Annotated in this window: 17 protein-coding genes; 4 read left to right on the top strand and 13 right to left on the bottom strand. The window is 44.8% G+C overall.

Features of this window, described 5'->3' with window-relative positions; genetic code table 11:
• Positions 1-9 precede the first annotated feature (9 nt).
• The 10 genes from ACN0V2_RS03065 to mnmG form a co-directional block, all read right to left on the bottom strand.
• A complete protein-coding gene (locus ACN0V2_RS03065; RefSeq protein WP_417549315.1) occupies positions 10-540 on the bottom strand; it encodes a F0F1 ATP synthase subunit delta in 531 nt (176 codons plus the stop codon).
• Between the two features lie 12 nt (positions 541-552).
• On the bottom strand, positions 553-1023 hold the full coding sequence (locus ACN0V2_RS03060) for a F0F1 ATP synthase subunit B (protein WP_014705460.1): 471 nt from the start codon (positions 1021-1023) through the stop codon (positions 553-555).
• Between the two features lie 45 nt (positions 1024-1068).
• Positions 1069-1302: a F0F1 ATP synthase subunit C gene (gene atpE, locus ACN0V2_RS03055; RefSeq protein WP_007144166.1), complete on the bottom strand. Its 234-nt coding sequence runs from the start codon at positions 1300-1302 to the stop codon at positions 1069-1071.
• A gap of 58 nt (positions 1303-1360) precedes the next feature.
• Positions 1361-2260 carry a F0F1 ATP synthase subunit A gene (gene atpB, locus ACN0V2_RS03050; protein WP_417549314.1) on the bottom strand — a complete coding sequence of 300 codons (900 nt, stop codon included), beginning with the start codon at positions 2258-2260 and terminating at the stop codon, positions 1361-1363.
• A 7-nt stretch (positions 2261-2267) separates the two neighbouring features.
• Positions 2268-2642, bottom strand: coding sequence for an ATP synthase subunit I (locus tag ACN0V2_RS03045; RefSeq protein ID WP_417549313.1), 375 nt, complete (start codon positions 2640-2642; stop codon positions 2268-2270).
• A 244-nt stretch (positions 2643-2886) separates the two neighbouring features.
• Positions 2887-4743: a methyl-accepting chemotaxis protein gene (locus ACN0V2_RS03040; RefSeq protein WP_417549312.1), complete on the bottom strand. Its 1857-nt coding sequence runs from the start codon at positions 4741-4743 to the stop codon at positions 2887-2889.
• Positions 4744-4962: 219 nt separating this feature from the next.
• Positions 4963-5826, bottom strand: a complete 864-nt coding sequence (locus tag ACN0V2_RS03035) for a ParB/RepB/Spo0J family partition protein (protein WP_417549311.1) — start codon at positions 5824-5826, stop codon at positions 4963-4965.
• Between the two features lie 18 nt (positions 5827-5844).
• Positions 5845-6627, bottom strand: coding sequence for a ParA family protein (locus tag ACN0V2_RS03030; protein ID WP_417549310.1), 783 nt, complete (start codon positions 6625-6627; stop codon positions 5845-5847).
• Positions 6628-6632: 5 nt separating this feature from the next.
• The gene (gene rsmG, locus ACN0V2_RS03025) at positions 6633-7259 is read right to left on the bottom strand and encodes a 16S rRNA (guanine(527)-N(7))-methyltransferase RsmG (RefSeq protein WP_417549309.1); all 627 of its coding nucleotides are present in this window, start codon (positions 7257-7259) and stop codon (positions 6633-6635) included.
• On the bottom strand, positions 7259-9142 hold the full coding sequence (gene mnmG, locus ACN0V2_RS03020) for a tRNA uridine-5-carboxymethylaminomethyl(34) synthesis enzyme MnmG (protein ID WP_417549308.1): 1884 nt from the start codon (positions 9140-9142) through the stop codon (positions 7259-7261). The genes rsmG and mnmG overlap by 1 nt, the downstream gene beginning before the upstream one ends.
• A gap of 152 nt (positions 9143-9294) precedes the next feature.
• Here mnmG and ACN0V2_RS03015 point away from each other — a divergent pair, with 152 nt between their 5' ends.
• Positions 9295-9654, top strand: a complete 360-nt coding sequence (locus ACN0V2_RS03015) for a diacylglycerol kinase (protein ID WP_417549307.1) — start codon at positions 9295-9297, stop codon at positions 9652-9654.
• Here ACN0V2_RS03015 and lgt read toward each other — a convergent pair.
• Entirely contained in the window at positions 9651-10424 is a 774-nt protein-coding gene (gene lgt / locus ACN0V2_RS03010; RefSeq protein WP_417549306.1) for a prolipoprotein diacylglyceryl transferase, read from the bottom strand. The two genes, ACN0V2_RS03015 and lgt, sit on opposite strands and share 4 nt — an antisense overlap.
• A gap of 289 nt (positions 10425-10713) precedes the next feature.
• Here lgt and ACN0V2_RS03005 point away from each other — a divergent pair, with 289 nt between their 5' ends.
• From ACN0V2_RS03005 to ACN0V2_RS02995, 3 genes are all read left to right on the top strand, one after another.
• Positions 10714-11442 carry a TorF family putative porin gene (locus ACN0V2_RS03005; protein WP_417549305.1) on the top strand — a complete coding sequence of 243 codons (729 nt, stop codon included), beginning with the start codon at positions 10714-10716 and terminating at the stop codon, positions 11440-11442.
• A gap of 62 nt (positions 11443-11504) precedes the next feature.
• Positions 11505-11843 (top strand): P-II family nitrogen regulator, encoded by a 339-nt coding sequence (locus tag ACN0V2_RS03000; RefSeq protein WP_226075668.1) that lies wholly within the window; start codon positions 11505-11507, stop codon positions 11841-11843.
• An 18-nt stretch (positions 11844-11861) separates the two neighbouring features.
• Entirely contained in the window at positions 11862-13136 is a 1275-nt protein-coding gene (locus tag ACN0V2_RS02995) for an ammonium transporter (protein ID WP_417549304.1), read from the top strand.
• Between the two features lie 68 nt (positions 13137-13204).
• On the opposite strand, the gene hemE is transcribed toward ACN0V2_RS02995, so the two are convergent.
• Both hemE and ACN0V2_RS02985 read right to left on the bottom strand, forming a co-directional pair.
• Positions 13205-14269 carry a uroporphyrinogen decarboxylase gene (hemE, locus tag ACN0V2_RS02990; RefSeq protein WP_417549303.1) on the bottom strand — a complete coding sequence of 355 codons (1065 nt, stop codon included), beginning with the start codon at positions 14267-14269 and terminating at the stop codon, positions 13205-13207.
• Positions 14270-14402: 133 nt separating this feature from the next.
• Positions 14403-15809: an FAD-dependent oxidoreductase gene (locus ACN0V2_RS02985; RefSeq protein WP_417549302.1), complete on the bottom strand. Its 1407-nt coding sequence runs from the start codon at positions 15807-15809 to the stop codon at positions 14403-14405.
• Between the last annotated feature and the right edge of the window lie 25 nt (positions 15810-15834).

Below are 15834 nucleotides of genomic sequence, written 5' to 3'. Positions count from 1 at the left end.
ACGGGCCGCTTAGCTTATCGCGCTGGCCAGTCTGTTCAATTTACCTATGGCAGATCCATCAATGACCAGATCGCCTGCCCGAATGATTGCGCCGCCCAGCAGACTTTCGTCTACGCTTTCGCTTAGGGTGATTTCTTTACCCAGGCGTTTTTTAAGTGCAGCAGCAATCTTGCTTTTTTGTTCATCCGTCAATGGCCGTGCAGTGATTACATCGGCTGACAGCATTTGTTCCGCATCGGCGCGTAACAGTTCATATAGTTCTGCAATTTCCGGCAACAGCAGCAATCGATTGTTTTCTGCTAACAGCAGCAGAAAACTACGAGCATCGGTGCTGAGCTCACCAGTGATATCAGCAAGCAGATTAACTGCCTGCTCATCACTGACCGCGGGGCTCACCAAAATGGCTTGCACTTCGTCTGTATCAGCGCATTGCGCCAGTACATTGAGTAGCTCAGACCATGTCTGCATGTCGCCTTTTTCTTGTGCAATCGCAAATACGGCTGATGCGTAGGGGCGAGCGATGGTTATTGATTCTGCCATCCTATGATTCCTCTAGATTTGGCTGACCAACTCATCGAGCAGGTCGGTGTGGGCTTTGTCATCAATCTCACGACTAAGGATTTTGCCAGCACCTGCCAGTGCAACTGAAGCAACTTGCGCTCTCAGTTCATCACGGGCGCGGTTCGCTTCCTGCTCAATCTCTGCACGGGCAGAAGTGAGAATACGCTCACCTTCAGTACGCGCAGTGCCTTTGGCTTCATCGACAATTTCATTTCCACGGCGTTGTGCCTGAGAAACGATTTCGCTTGCCTGATCTTTTGCTTCATGAATTACTTGTTGGGCACGTTTTTCTGCCAACTCTTGTTCATGACGACCACGTTCTGCCGCAGCCAGACCATCAGCGATTTTCTTTTTGCGTTCTTCCAACGCCTGCATGATAGGCGGCCAGACGTACTTCATGCAGAATGCGACGAAAATCGCAAAGGCAATTAGCTGGCCTATCAAGGTTGCATTGATATTCATGCCTGTACCTCTTGTTTATCGCTATTGGGAGTTGAGTTAATAATCTTAACCAGCTACCGCGAACAGTACATACATTGCCAAACCAACAGCGATCATTGGTACCGCGTCAACCAAACCTGCGACCAAGAAGAACTGTGTACGCAACATTGGCACTAATTCAGGTTGGCGAGCTGCAGCTTCCAAGAAGCGACCACCCAACAAACCTACACCAATTGCAGCACCCAGAGCGCCCAGACCGATCATCAGTGCACCAGCAATATAAACTAAACCCATATCCATTTTTCTCTCCTACAAACGTCTAAAGACTAAAAAAAATAAAGTTACAACTCAATCAAACTCAATGATGTTCCTGATGTGCCATATCCATATATACCGTTGTCAGCACCATAAAGATGAATGCTTGCAAGGTAATAATCAGGATATGGAAAATCGCCCAGCCAACCTGTAACAGGCCAGCAAAAGAACCTAGAACCAGACCGGCACCGTACATGGTAGCGATCAAAATGAACACCATTTCACCTGCATACATGTTGCCGAACAACCGTAATGCCAGTGAAAATGGTTTTGCAATCAAAGTGACAGTTTCAAGCACAAAGTTAATGGGTAGTGCCCATTTACCAAACGGCTGCAAGGTCAATTCGCCAATGAAACCACCGACGCCTTTGACTTTGAAGCTGTAATACAACATGAGTAAGAAAACGAATAATGCCATGCCGAGTGTGGCATTTGGATCGGTTGTTGGTACGATTTTGAAGAAGACATCGTGAGGATCAACACCGAATACAGCTGATGCGCCGTGCGCTACGGCTAAAGGAATAAGATCGACTGGTATTAAATCCATCAGGTTCATCAGGAAGATCCAGACGAAGATGGTTAATGCCATGGGGGCAACCAAGGTATTTTTGCCACCACTGAAAGAACCGCGAACCGAATCATCTATAAATTCAATGATCCATTCTGCGAAATTTTGTGTATTTGTTGGGACACCTGCGGAGATTTTCTTGGCAACGCTGCGGAAGAACCACATCATCAAACCGCCAAGTAGAATCGACATAAACATAGTGTCGACATTAATTGACCAAAAACCCATTTGCGCCGCTTCACCAGAAGACATTGCAAAACCATAATCACCGGTTGGAGCCCATACGCCTGGCTCTAACTCTTCATGTTTCGGACCAAAGGTCAGATTCTGAAGGTGATGCTTGATGTATCCCGAAGTTGTTAATTCTTCCGCCATGTTTGTCTCAAGCCTGTTTCATATTTCCAAACAATAAAACCACTTGTATCGCGACGAAGCCTAGCAAGAGCGGTAACGCGGCAAATTCAAACACCGCGAAGCCAACCACAAACATGGCTAAGGTAAAAACCCATCGTTCTGCAATACACCTGTATACGCCACCGAGATTTTTAGCCGGATTGGCACCAGCCTTCGTGACTGTTCTCAGTAAATGCCATTTCAGCAATAGTGTGTTGACCACACTGATCATGCCCCCAAAGCATACGGCTATGGCGACATCCTTGCCATGTAACCAATAAGTGCAAGCCACTATCATAAACAACGCTATAAACTGTGTTTTTAGCAGCTGATTTACGGGCCTAACTCTGGTTAGTTGCTCCATTTTTATCCGCTGGATCTTAAGTTTTGCCTTAAGCAAATCAGGGAATTATATAGACCTATGCTTTGCATGGTCAACGACTATCTCGCTTAATTTATTCTAGGCAGATAAAAATTGCAGAATAATGAATTGATATGCTGTTAATTTTTTCTTTATGAAAGAATCCGTTTTGAACTCTGCTTTTGAGAACTTTTGATTGTGACTTTTTCCCGAGACACTAGTAATACAGTACCGTCATGTTTGTTATCTAAATTGCCGTTCGTAAAGTCTTAACCGGCAGTTCTAGAGATTTGGGTTGCAGATCGAATTTCTGGCAATGCGCTTGATATAGCTTTTTAAGATCCCCTTCACCCACTAGATTACCTGGTTCGTCACGATAACTTATATTGCCATTGACTGCAGAACCTTGCCATTTATGCTCTATCTGCTGACGTTCAGGTTGTTGTTTGAACCAGGCAATAAACTCATTGGCTTTTGCTAACAATCGATAACTAGATGCCCAGGCATTCACCGCCATCGTGTAGTAATAAGGCTGTGGTGCAATGTTTCCCGGTAGAATTTCAATTTTGCCATACCAAGGACTGGCCGGATTTTCACAAGCCCAATAATAGATAGGTAGATCGACACCAAAAGCATCAACTACTCCATCGGCTAAACAATTATGAATTCGCGTTTGATCTGAATAGGCAATCAGGTTATCCAATGTAATCGTGCCACCAGCCTTAGTTTCATTGCTACTCCAGCGAAGTCCTCGATCTTCGAGCACTTGAAACGCTGCAGGATCGTTGATAATGCCTACGACTTTGCCATTCAAATCTTCCAATTGACTGATGTTACTGTCACCTTTTCGGCGGGCCAAGACCCAATGCAGATAGGTATAAGCTTCTGAATAGGCGACGTTATCGTATTCGGCTGAGGGTGGCAGCGCGCTAATTACGATATCTGCTGGCGGGTCACCAAACTTCTTTCCAGCCGTAAGTAACTCGGTACACATATCCCAAGGCGCTTCGATAAACTCACATTCGACACCAAGGAATCGGGCAAAGGCTTTGGCATAATCAACATCTAAACCTTTGAGAGGTTCACTCAATTTTTCTCGGAACGATAAACCAACAAAATTAGGCTCTATCGCCACTCTGAGTTTGCCTCGCTGCAAAATATCATCCAGTTGATCATGTGCAGCATCTGGCACTAGATATAAGCGTTTCAAGGTGCCATCCATTGCTTTGACTGCTAAATCGATATTAGCTGCTTGAATATCAACCTTCTCCAAGCCTTTCGATGTATCTTCAACTACCTCATTAATGATGGTGTTCTTGCTGTGAATGCGTTGCATAACGCCATTGCTTAAGCTCAAGGTTTCAAAAATTACCGCGGTATTCTCCATTACTGCAGACAACTGCTCACTGATCGAATGAAACAGTTCCGTTAGTTGCCCGGTAGCCGATTGAATCACCTCAACAAAGTTGTTCAATCTCTCTGCATTAGTCCGATTAATGTTTTCCAGTTCAGCATTGACTTGAGTGAAGTCTAGCTGTTTAGCCGCCTGCTGAGCTTGCTCCATGGTCACGGCTGCAAGTCGTCTAACTTCGTCGGCAACAACAGCAAATCCGCGCCCGTGCTCGCCAGCACGAGCGGCTTCAATCGCCGCGTTCAGGGCCAACATATTAACGCCTTTACCTATTTCCAGAATGCCATCCAGCACATCGGTCACGCTATGAGATTTTTCATTTAGAGTAAGTGAAATCTGATCCATTGCCAGTCCAACAGCGGTGTTCACATCTTTCACTTCAACATCAATTTGCGCTTGAAGTGCACCCACCGTGGAGTTTGAGCTGCTTAAATAGGCATTTGCCTGTTTTAATTCTGTATCAAGCTTGCCTGTTCGCTGACCTATTTCCGATAGAAAGTTTTGCTGAACCTCGAGTGCCCGGAAAATTTGACGGGAAAGTTGAGCGGTTTGACTGCTCACAAGTTGTAGAGAGCGATAGAAACGCTTTTCTTCTTCAGAAAATTGCGGGGAAAGTGCAACTTCCTGCGCCAAAACTTCTGGTGGAAGTGGACTGATTTCTGAGCTATTAAATATTCTGTCCAACAATTTCATTGCTGATTCCATAACTTAAAGTCAGCGGGAATATGCAATTGTTAGTCCAGCGGATGCTCTAACTTCTACAAAATCACTTAAAGAGCTTAAAAACGATAGTTTTCAGCAAATTAAGGTGTATTTAGGATGAGCAGTGAATAGCTCTGATGATGTTGTTAAGTAAACAAAGTTGCACCAGAGTGAAGCTCTGGTTCACTAATTATGTGCAGTAAAACTAACTTAAACACCTATTTGTTTAATCAAACGCTTTAATTCATCGACATTGGCATAATCAAAAACCAGCTTACCTTTGCCATTTGCACGATGTTTGATACTAAAGCCGTTGCCTAATTTGTCGGCGATACGCTGTTCGATCTCATTAATTTCTTCAAGAGATGGTTCAGCAATTTCTTGCTTGTCAGTTGACGAGGGTTTTAATAAACGGCGGATGAGTTGTTCTGTTTCACGAACTGACAAGCCTTTTTCAACTATTTGCAAGGCGGCTTCTGACTGACTCTCACCTTCCAAAGCTAATAAAGTGCGGGCATGGCCCATTTCCAGATCGCAGTTTTCCAACAACTTTTTTACATCATCATTCAGATTGCGCAAACGCAGTAAATTGGTGATGGTGGCACGGGATTTACCCACAGCCTCAGCGGTTTGCTGATGGGTTAATTCAAATTCTTCTCTCAGTCGATGCAAAGCATTAGCTTCTTCCATCGGGTTCAGATTTTCACGTTGAATATTTTCAATCAATGCCATAGCGATGGCATTACGATCCGATACATCTTTAATTAATACCGGAACACTCTCTAAGCCGGCTAGCTTGGACGCCCGCCAGCGACGTTCACCGGCGATGATTTCGTAGTGTCCACCGTCAATCGGTCTGACCACAATTGGTTGAACCAAGCCTTGAGAGCGGATGGAGTCGGCAAGTTCTTCTAAAGACTCCTGAGACATATCCATACGTGGCTGATATTTGCCCGGTTGAATCATGTCCAGCGGAAAATGTTGCAAGCTGTCGTTCAGACTATTTTCATCCTGATTGACGTCACCTAACAGTGCATCGAGTCCTCTGCCTAATCCTCTTTTCTTACTTACCATATTAGGAATACCTGTGTGTTAGCTTGCTGTTGTTGCTTTTTTATCACGTCGCATCAATTCACTGGCTAAGGCCATATAAGCGATTGAACCACGCGAAGTTCGGTCATAATTTAACACAGGTAGACCATGGCTGGGCGCTTCGGCTAAGCGAACATTACGTGGAATTATCGAATGAAAGACTTTACTTTGAAAATGACTGATTAACTGACGTGATACCTGGTTGGCCAGGTTATTACGTGCATCAAACATGGTGCGAACCATACCGGTCACTTCTAAAGAAGGGTTGGCTCGCTGCTTTACTCTTTCGATAGTGCGGAGTAATGAGGTGAGACCTTCCAAGGCATAGTATTCGCATTGTATTGGAATCAATACACCTTTTGAGGCGACCAGAGCGTTGACTGTCAACATGCTTAAAGACGGCGGACAGTCGATTAGAATGAAGTCGTATTTTTCTTTGCTGGATTCCAGTGCCAATCTAAGGCGATGCTCACGCAGTTTAATTTCCAGTAACTGGACTTCTGCTGCGGTTAAATCGGTGTTAGTTGGCATTACATCAAAGCCCAAACCTTCTGGGCGAATGATAGCATCACTGGCTTTAGCTTCCGCCATAATAACTTCATAACTGCTGACTTCAATAGCATCTTTATCAATGCCGCAGCCAGTGGTGGCATTACCTTGCGGGTCCAAATCAATCATTAATACTTTCTTGCCTGCATCGGCAAGTGAAGCCGCTAGATTTACTGTAGTTGTCGTTTTACCGACACCACCTTTCTGATTGGTAACCGCAAATATATTTCCCACTGACGCTAATCCTTAATCAGTCTTACCAGATGCCTCTCAGCCTGATCTCCCGGTACGTTGAGCGTCACAATATCTTGCAGTGTAAAACCGCTTTTAATTGCTGCGAGTTCTTGTTCCGGATAGACGCCTTTCATCAAAACCAGGCTGCCAGCATCATCGCAGTGTCTTGCGGCTAAATCAATAATCTCAGCGATTGTGGCAAAGGCTCGAGCAGTGACAACTTCAACCTTGGGCAAGCTTATTTGTTCGACTCGCCCATGTACAACCGTAACATTATTCAATTTCAGCTCAGCTTTGACTTGCTGTAAAAAACGCGTTTTTTTGATATTGCTATCCAGCAAGGTCACAGCCATTTGCGGAAAACAAATGGCGATTGGGATTCCTGGAAGCCCAGCACCACTGCCAACGTCTAATAAACTTTTGCAGTCCAGATACGGAATTAATGACAAGCTGTCGAGGATATGCCGTGTCAGCATTGTTTGCGGATCACGCACCGAAGTCAGGTTATAAACCTTATTCCATTTCTGTAGCAGTGCCAGATAATCTAGTAATAAGGCTTTTTGTTGGTCGGAAAGTTGTAATTGCAGTTCAGCACAGCCCGTATCGAGCTGTGCTTTTAAATCGACTGTCATCAGCTCGCTTCACTCCAGCCTGAACGTCTCAAGTGAACCAGCAAGAGTGATACTGCGGCAGGTGTGACTCCGGAAATGCGGGCTGCCTGGCCTAAACTAAGCGGTTTGGCATTTTGCAATTTTTCACGAACTTCATTAGACAAGCCGCGCACATTTTTATAATCCAAATCAGCTGGTAATGTAGTGCTTTCGTTACGTTGCAGGCGATTCACCTCATTTTGCTGACGATTGATATAGCCAGCATATTTCACCTGGATCATCACCTGCTCGGCTACGTCATCTGCCACTGTTTGCTCTTCATCCAGCAAGGTCATCAAGCCTTGATAATCCACACTGGGACGACGTAACAGTTCGATAGCTGTGCTGCTTTTCGCCAGTGGTTCGCCCAGCACCGAGATTGCACGTTGCTGATCCATTTTTTCTGGTGAAATCCGAGTGGTATTTAAGCGAGTATTTTCAGCGTCAATCGCTTCTAACTTCGCACTGAATACGGCCCAACGCTCATCATCAACAATACCTAATTGGCGACCAATCGGCGTCAAACGGGAATCGGCATTATCTTCGCGCAACATCAAACGATATTCGGCACGGCTGGTGAACATGCGGTACGGCTCTTTGGTGCCGGAGGTGATTAAGTCATCTATTAATACACCGATATAAGCTTCATCGCGACGAGGATACCAAGGATCAAGCTCACGTGCCTGCAATCCGGCATTCAGACCAGCAATCAAACCTTGGGCAGCCGCTTCTTCATAGCCGGTTGTACCATTGATCTGTCCAGCAAAGAACAGGCCCGGCATATGTTTGGTTTCCAGCCACGGTGTTAAATCACGTGGATCGAAAAAGTCATATTCAATGGCGTAGCCCGGACGGGTGATATGGGCATTTTCCAAACCTTTCATTGAACGCACAATTTCATATTGCACATCAAACGGCAGACTGGTTGAAATACCATTCGGATAGACTTCATTACAATCCAAACCTTCCGGTTCAAGGAAAATTTGGTGAGAGTTCCGATCAGCAAAGCGCACCACTTTATCTTCAATCGATGGACAATAACGCGGACCAATACCTTCAATTTCACCACTGTACATTGGTGAACGATCCAGGTTGTTACGGATCACTTCATGGGTTTTTTCATTGGTATGCGTGATATGGCAGGAAATCTGTCTTGGATGATGTTCACGTTTGCCAAGGAAAGAGAATACTGGCGTTGGATAATCACCTGGTTGTTCGGCTAACTGTGAAAAATCAATACTGTTTGTTGCTATACGGGGCGGTGTACCGGTTTTTAGGCGATCAACGCGAAATGGCAATGCACGCAAACGTTCTGCTAAGGCAACAGAAGCAGGATCGCCAGCGCGACCACCTTGATGACGTTGCATACCAATATGGATAACACCGCCAAGGAAAGTACCAACCGTTAGCACAACGGTCTTTGCACCGAAGCGCAAACCCGATTGGGTGATAACACCTGCAACACGGTCGTTTTCAACGATCAAATCATCGACCGCTTGTTGGAATAAATAAAGATTAGGTTGTGACTCAAGTACTGCGCGAACCGCTGCACGATAGCGAACACGATCAGCTTGAGCACGGGTGGCTCTGACGGCGGGACCTTTACTGGCATTAAGAATTCTAAACTGGATACCGGCACGATCAGCCGCTTTTGCCATGATGCCGCCTAATGCATCAATTTCTTTAACCAGATGGCCTTTACCGATGCCGCCAATCGCTGGGTTACAGCTCATCTGGCCTAAGGTTTCAATATTCTGCGTGAGCAAAAGTGTTTTTACACCTTGGCGAGCTGCCGCTAACGCAGCTTCAGTGCCGGCATGGCCGCCACCAACGACTATCACATCATATTGATCCTGATACTGCATAACTCACCCATGAAAAAACTTGTAAAAGACTGAGAATTTTAACATGGCAGTCATAATCTTTGCCTAATATTTCAATCATTTATGGTCAGTTAGTCAAAACAAAGCTGACCTTGTCTCGCTAAATCTTATTACAGCAATTGGACAGAGCAACCATGATTGAAAAAAATACGGGTGTTAAGCGACTAATGTTTGCATTAGTTTATTCATTACAAGGTTTATACGCTGGGATTCGCTATGAATCCGCATTTCGGCAAGAATTTATCTTGCTACTACTGTTGGGAATTGTGAGTTTTTTTCTTGAGGTCACCCCAGTGGAAAGACTGGTAATGATTGCATCACTGGTTGCTGTTTTGATTGTTGAAGCGCTTAACTCAGCCATTGAGTGTGTGGTAGATCGGGTCAGCACCGATGTACATAAACTGTCTGGCCGAGCTAAGGATTATGGTTCACTTGCGGTATTAATGACATTATTACTCAGTGCAGCAACCTGGTTGATGATTCTGCTTGATTAAGTTTTTCTTTGGTAAGCCCAAACCATCATAATCAAACCAGCAATAATCATCGGTACGCATAGCAATTGCCCCATGGTGAACCAATTAAATGCCAGATAACCGTATTGGGGGTCGGGAACCCTGAAGAATTCAGCAATAAAGCGGAAACAACCGTAACCTAATAAAAATAGCCCTGATACCGCTGCGCGTGGACGCGTTTTTGCAGAAAACCACCAGAGAATAATAAACAGCAATAAGCCTTCCAGCATGGCTTGATAAAGCTGGGAGGGATGACGAGCTAACGGTCCTCCAGTTGGGAATACCATAGCCCAGGGCACATCAGAGACCCTTCCCCATAGTTCGCCATTGATAAAATTACCGATTCGACCAAAAAACAATCCTAAGGGTACCAATGGCGCAACAAAGTCACTTATTTCAAAAAAGGATTTGCCTGATTTGCGACCAAATAACCAAATCGCCAATAACACACCAATCAAACCGCCATGAAATGACATGCCACCTTGCCAAACTTTAAACAAGTTCAATGGATTGTTTATAACATTCGGAAGATCATAGAACAGTGCATACCCAATCCTGCCACCTAAGATCACACCAATCGCACCGTAAAACAGTAAATCCTCTACCTGCGATTTTTCCCAACCGTAATCATTTGCTCTCCATCTAGCCAACATCCAGGCAGCGACAAAACCAAACAGGTACATTAATCCATACCAATGAATGGCTAATGGACCAAGTTGAAGGGCAACAGGATCAATTTGTGGATAATTCATTTCTTATGGTCTCGTCTACGTTGGTGCAGGCATCATATCAAGCCCATTGTTAATCTTCATTAACAGATTTTTGCACCATTATTGGGCGCATTGATTTCAAGGACGCACCAAAATAACTCTTTTACAAACGCAGATTCAGCCCAAACATAACCTAAGCAATTGAAAATATAAGTATTTTCAAAACTGGCATATAAACTGCGTTAGTTGTGGCAGTCTGAATACACGGTGTTGTAAAAAATCAACGCATCGGATTCACCAAGACTAAAATAATTTAAACGAGGAGATATAAATGAAATTCAAAACGCTCTCAGCAATGTGTCTTGCTGCTACATCAGTTTTCGCCGCTTCATCAGCAATGGCATGGGAAAGCGAAAATGGTGCACATTCAACCAGTGCTAATGTCGGCCTGTTCAGCGACTACATGTTCCGCGGTATTTCACTAACTGATAACAAACCCGCTATTCAAGGTGGTTTTGACTATGCACACTCTTCAGGTCTCTACGCTGGTACTTGGGCATCAAACCTTTCTATTGATAACGAAACCAATATCGAAATTGATGTCTACGGTGGTTTTGCCAGCGAGTTCGGCGAAAGTGGCATCGGCTACGATGTAGGTTTACTTCGTTATATTTACCCAGGCACTAATAGTGGTGAAGATATAGATTACACAGAATACTACGGTGGTCTATCTTACAGTTATTTCAGTGCTATGATTTTCTACACTGATGACTTTGGTAACGGCGGTGAAGACGAAATCTACTACAAACTTGGTTTCGATTATGACCTGCCGTATGGTTTAGCCTTATCAGCACATTACGGTTACACGGACTCAGACCGCAACACTGGTACTGATTTAAGCGATAGCTACAGTGATTACAGCATTGGTCTGACGAAAGGTTTTGCTGGTTTAGACTGGTCAGTTGCTTATGTAGGAACGGATAGTGATGGTGATGATTTTGCATTCGGTAATGACGAAGCCGACGACCGCTTCGTAGTTAGTGTTGGCGCATCATTCTAAACACACCTCAAGCAGATGGCTCTGATAATCAGAGCCATCTTTTCTAAAGAAGGAATACGCTTATGAAACAAGTTGTAGCTATTATCAAGCCGTTTAAGCTTGATGATGTCCGAGAATCACTCTCTGAAATCGGCGTACAAGGTTTAACGGTTTCTGAAGTTAAGGGTTTTGGACGTCAAAAGGGTCACACTGAGTTGTACAGGGGCGCGGAGTACGTTGTTGATTTCCTGCCTAAGTTGAAACTGGAAATCGCAATTGATGACGGCATTGTAGAGCAAGTTATCGAAGCTATCATCAAGGGTGCTAACACTGGAAAAATCGGTGATGGCAAAATCTTCGTTTACCCACTTGAGCAAGTGGTTCGGATTCGCACTGGCGAAACCGGCCCAGATGCTCTGTAAGCTTGAGGAGACATTAACATGGAATTAGGAAATCAAATCTTCCAACTCCAGTACGCCATGGACACCTTTTACTTTTTAGTATGTGGTGCTCTGGTTATGTGGATGGCGGCTGGCTTCTCAATGCTTGAAGCGGGTCTGGTTCGTGCTAAAAATACTACTGAAATTCTGACCAAAAACGTTATGTTGTTTGCCATTGCCTGTACCTCTTATCTGGTCGTTGGTTATGACATCATGTACGGAGGCGGTTTATTCCTTGCTGGAATTGATGGCGGTGAAACACTGGTTGCTGATGCATTAGCATCATCTGCTGAAGAAGGTTTTGAAGGTGGCGCTGTTTACTCTGCTGCATCAGACTTCTTCTTCCAAGTAGTGTTTGTTGCGACAGCAATGTCTATCGTTTCAGGTGCGGTTGCTGAACGTATGAAATTGTGGGCTTTCGCTGCATTTGCTGTTGTTATGACTGCGTTCATCTATCCAATGGAAGGTTCTTGGACTTGGGGTGGTGCTGATGTATTTGGTATGTACAACCTGGGTGACCTTGGCTTCCTCGACTTTGCGGGTTCCGGTATCGTTCACATGGCAGGTGCTGCTGCAGCATTAGCTGGCGTTATCTTACTGGGCGCTCGTAAAGGCAAATATGGCCCTAATGGTGAAGTTCGTCCGATTCCTGGTGCAAACCTGCCATTAGCGACATTAGGTACATTCATCCTTTGGATGGGTTGGTTCGGCTTCAATGGTGGCTCTGTACTGAAATTAGGCGACATGGCTAGCGCTAACGCTGTTGCAATGGTGTTCTTGAACACAAATGCAGCTGCTGCTGGTGGTGTAATTGCTGCTTTGGTTGTCGCCAAATTATTGTTTGGTAAAGCTGACTTAACCATGATTTTGAACGGTGCATTGGCGGGTCTGGTCGCAATTACTGCTGGTCCTGATACTCCGACTCCATTAATGGCTACCATTATCGGTGCTGTGGGTGGTGTCATTGTAGTGTTCTCAATCGTCTTTATGGATAAAGTTAAAATTGATGATCCAGTCGGTGCTATCTCTGTGCATGGTGTGGTTGGTCTGTGGGGTCTGCTTGCAGTGCCACTGACAAACGCTGATGCCAGCTTCTCAGCACAAATCATCGGCGCCGTAACCATCTTTGTTTGGGTATTTGTTTCCAGCTTCATTGTCTGGGCAGTACTGAAAATGATTATGGGTCTACGTGTAACCGAAGAAGAAGAATACGAAGGTGTGGATTTAGTAGAATGCGGTATGGAAGCATACCCAGAGTTTACTAACTCTAACTAAGATTCTTTAAGCAAAATAAAAAGGGCAGGTTTTACCTGCCCTTTTTTATGCCTGAAATTTACAACGTTTTATTGATGATACTGAACGCTCTCTGCATGCACTGCATCGACTAAAGCTGCTACATGTTCTGGATTAATCGTCGGATGGATACCGTGTCCAAGATTGAACACATGGCCACTGCCATGACCATAAGCTTTGAGAATTTCTTTTACTTCTGCTTTTATCCGCTCAGGCTGAGCATACAACACACAAGGATCCATATTGCCTTGTAAAGCGACTTTATCGCCCACCTGATAACGCGCCAGTGAAAGATCGGTGGTCCAGTCGAGCCCTAACGCATCCGCACCGACTTCAGCCATATGACTTAACCATTGACCGCCGCCTTTGGTAAACATAGTTACCGGAACGCGTCTGCCCTCATTTTCTTTGGTTAGACCGCTGATAATTTGCTGCATATATGCCAGCGAAAATTCTTTATAGTTGGGTCCGCTTAATGCTCCACCCCAGGTATCAAATAACATTAAAGCTTGCGCACCGGCAGCAATTTGAGCATTTAAGTAAGCAGTTACTGACTTGGCAAGCACTGATAACAAATCATGCATTACTTTAGGTGAATCAAACATCATCGCTTTAATTTTAGCGAAATCTTTACTTGAACCACCCTCAACCATGTAACAGGCCAGTGTCCATGGGCTACCACTAAAGCCAATTAATGGCACTTTGCCATCAATTTCTCTGCGGGTCAGGCGGATAGCATCCATTACATAACCCAGACTATCTTCCATATCCGGTACGCTGAGATTGGCTACGTCAGCTGCACTACGCACTGTTTTATGGAATTTTGGTCCCTCTCCTGTAACAAAATGTAAACCTAGTCCCATTGCATCAGGAATGGTCAAAATATCGGAAAAGATAATCGATGCATCCAGATCATAACGTCGTAGTGGCTGTAGCGTTACTTCACAGGCCAACTCGGGCGTAGTACACAATGTCATAAAGTTACCGGCTTTTTCGCGCACCTGACGATACTCGGGCAAATAACGTCCTGCCTGACGCATAATCCATATAGGTGTTTTGTCGACAGGCTGCTTTAATAAAGCACGCAAATAACGATCATTTTTTAATTCGGACACCGGGGCACCTTTTTATTTTTGGTGGCAATTCGCAAGCTCAGAAACAAAATCGCACTGAGTGATCAGACTCAAGCGAGTATGACCAACTCAGTGCGTTAAAATTGCCACTATTTTTCAGATAAAAACTGGAGTTCTACACTTCCAGATAATCGAGAATTCCTTCAGCAGCCTGACGACCTTCCCAAACAGCGGTAACAACCAAATCAGAACCGCGAACCATATCACCGCCGGCAAAGATTTTCGGGTTAGTGGTTTGATATGCGCATGTACCTTCAGCAGGAGCCACAACACGGCCACCATCATCAATACTGACATTAAATTTTTCAAACCATGGTGCAGGACTTGGACGGAAACCAAAGGCAATGACTACCGCGTCTGCAGCAATAATTTCTTCACTGCCTTGCACCGGTTCAGGACGACGACGACCACGCTCGTCAGGCTCACCCATAGCGGTCGTGACGACTTTGACGCCGGTGACTTTATTGCCATCACCAACGATTTCGATCGGCTGACGATTCCACATAAACTCAACGCCTTCTTCTCGCGCGTTATTCACCTCACGACGTGAGCCCGGCATATTTTCTTCATCCCGACGATAGGCGCAGATAACATTGGTTGCACCTTGGCGAATCGCGGTACGGTTACAGTCCATTGCTGTATCACCACCGCCAAGCACAACTACACGCTTACCTTCGAGTGAAACATAATTTTCAGAGGGCAGATCAAGCAGTTTTTTATTGTTAGCTACCAGGTAAGGCAGAGCTTCATGGACGCCCGGCAATTCTTCGCCAGGGAAACCACCTTTCATATAGGTATAGGTTCCCATACCCAGGAAAACAGCATCGTACTCTTCAAGCAAAGCATCAAACTCAATGTCTTTACCAATTTCGGTATTTAAACGGAACTCAATACCCATGCCTTCCATGACTTCACGACGGCGTTTAACAACTTCTTTTTCCAGTTTGAATTCTGGAATACCAAAGGTTAGCAAACCACCGATTTCAGGATAACGATCAAACACAACAGGCTTAACACCGTTACGAATTAAAACATCAGCCGCTCCTAAACCAGCAGGACCCGCACCGATTACAGCAACGCGTTTACCCGTATCTACCACATTAGATAAATCTGGGCGCCAGCCTTGTGACAAAGCTGTGTCAGTAATGTATTTTTCCACTGAGCCAATGGTTACTGCACCAAAACCGTCATTTAAGGTGCAAGCACCTTCACATAAGCGATCTTGTGGGCAAACACGACCACAAATTTCAGGCAGCGTATTGGTTTGATGGGCCAATTCAGCAGCCTGTTCTAGATTGCCTTCGCTAATCAGTTTCAGCCAGTTTGGAATATAGTTGTGTACTGGACACTTCCATTCGCAGTAGGGATTACCACATTCTAAACAACGGTCAGATTGCTCTGCTGCTTGTGGTGCATCAAATTGCCCATAGATTTCACCAAATTGCTGTTTACGAACGTTTGCATCCAGTTTTTTTGGGTCAACACGACCTACATCTAAAAATTGAAACGTATTTTTTTTCATCGTTATTTCGTTTTACCAGGTTGTA

The organism is Methylophaga sp. (assembly GCF_048266885.1).
Taxonomy (GTDB): domain Bacteria; phylum Pseudomonadota; class Gammaproteobacteria; order Nitrosococcales; family Methylophagaceae; genus Methylophaga.
Note: the sequence above shows the minus strand (reverse complement) of the source record. Positions and strands in the feature narration are given on the sequence as shown.

Excerpts from the sequence above, each read along its gene's own strand:
- ACN0V2_RS03065 (WP_417549315.1), bottom strand. The coding sequence starts at position 540 with ATGGCAGAATCAATAACCATCGCTCGCCCCTACGCATCAGCCGTATTT.
- atpB (WP_417549314.1), bottom strand. The coding sequence starts at position 2,260 with ATGGCGGAAGAATTAACAACTTCGGGATACATCAAGCATCACCTTCAG.
- ACN0V2_RS03035 (WP_417549311.1), bottom strand. The coding sequence starts at position 5,826 with ATGGTAAGTAAGAAAAGAGGATTAGGCAGAGGACTCGATGCACTGTTA.
- rsmG (WP_417549309.1), bottom strand. The coding sequence starts at position 7,259 with ATGACAGTCGATTTAAAAGCACAGCTCGATACGGGCTGTGCTGAACTG.
- mnmG (WP_417549308.1), bottom strand. The coding sequence starts at position 9,142 with ATGCAGTATCAGGATCAATATGATGTGATAGTCGTTGGTGGCGGCCAT.
- ACN0V2_RS02995 (WP_417549304.1), top strand. The coding sequence starts at position 11,862 with ATGGAATTAGGAAATCAAATCTTCCAACTCCAGTACGCCATGGACACC.
- ACN0V2_RS03045 (WP_417549313.1), bottom strand. The coding sequence starts at position 2,642 with ATGGAGCAACTAACCAGAGTTAGGCCCGTAAATCAGCTGCTAAAAACA.
- ACN0V2_RS03015 (WP_417549307.1), top strand. The coding sequence starts at position 9,295 with ATGATTGAAAAAAATACGGGTGTTAAGCGACTAATGTTTGCATTAGTT.
- ACN0V2_RS03000 (WP_226075668.1), top strand. The coding sequence starts at position 11,505 with ATGAAACAAGTTGTAGCTATTATCAAGCCGTTTAAGCTTGATGATGTC.
- ACN0V2_RS03005 (WP_417549305.1), top strand. The coding sequence starts at position 10,714 with ATGAAATTCAAAACGCTCTCAGCAATGTGTCTTGCTGCTACATCAGTT.
- ACN0V2_RS02985 (WP_417549302.1), bottom strand. The coding sequence starts at position 15,809 with ATGAAAAAAAATACGTTTCAATTTTTAGATGTAGGTCGTGTTGACCCA.
- atpE (WP_007144166.1), bottom strand. The coding sequence starts at position 1,302 with ATGGATATGGGTTTAGTTTATATTGCTGGTGCACTGATGATCGGTCTG.
- lgt (WP_417549306.1), bottom strand. The coding sequence starts at position 10,424 with ATGAATTATCCACAAATTGATCCTGTTGCCCTTCAACTTGGTCCATTA.
- ACN0V2_RS03040 (WP_417549312.1), bottom strand. The coding sequence starts at position 4,743 with ATGAAATTGTTGGACAGAATATTTAATAGCTCAGAAATCAGTCCACTT.
- ACN0V2_RS03060 (WP_014705460.1), bottom strand. The coding sequence starts at position 1,023 with ATGAATATCAATGCAACCTTGATAGGCCAGCTAATTGCCTTTGCGATT.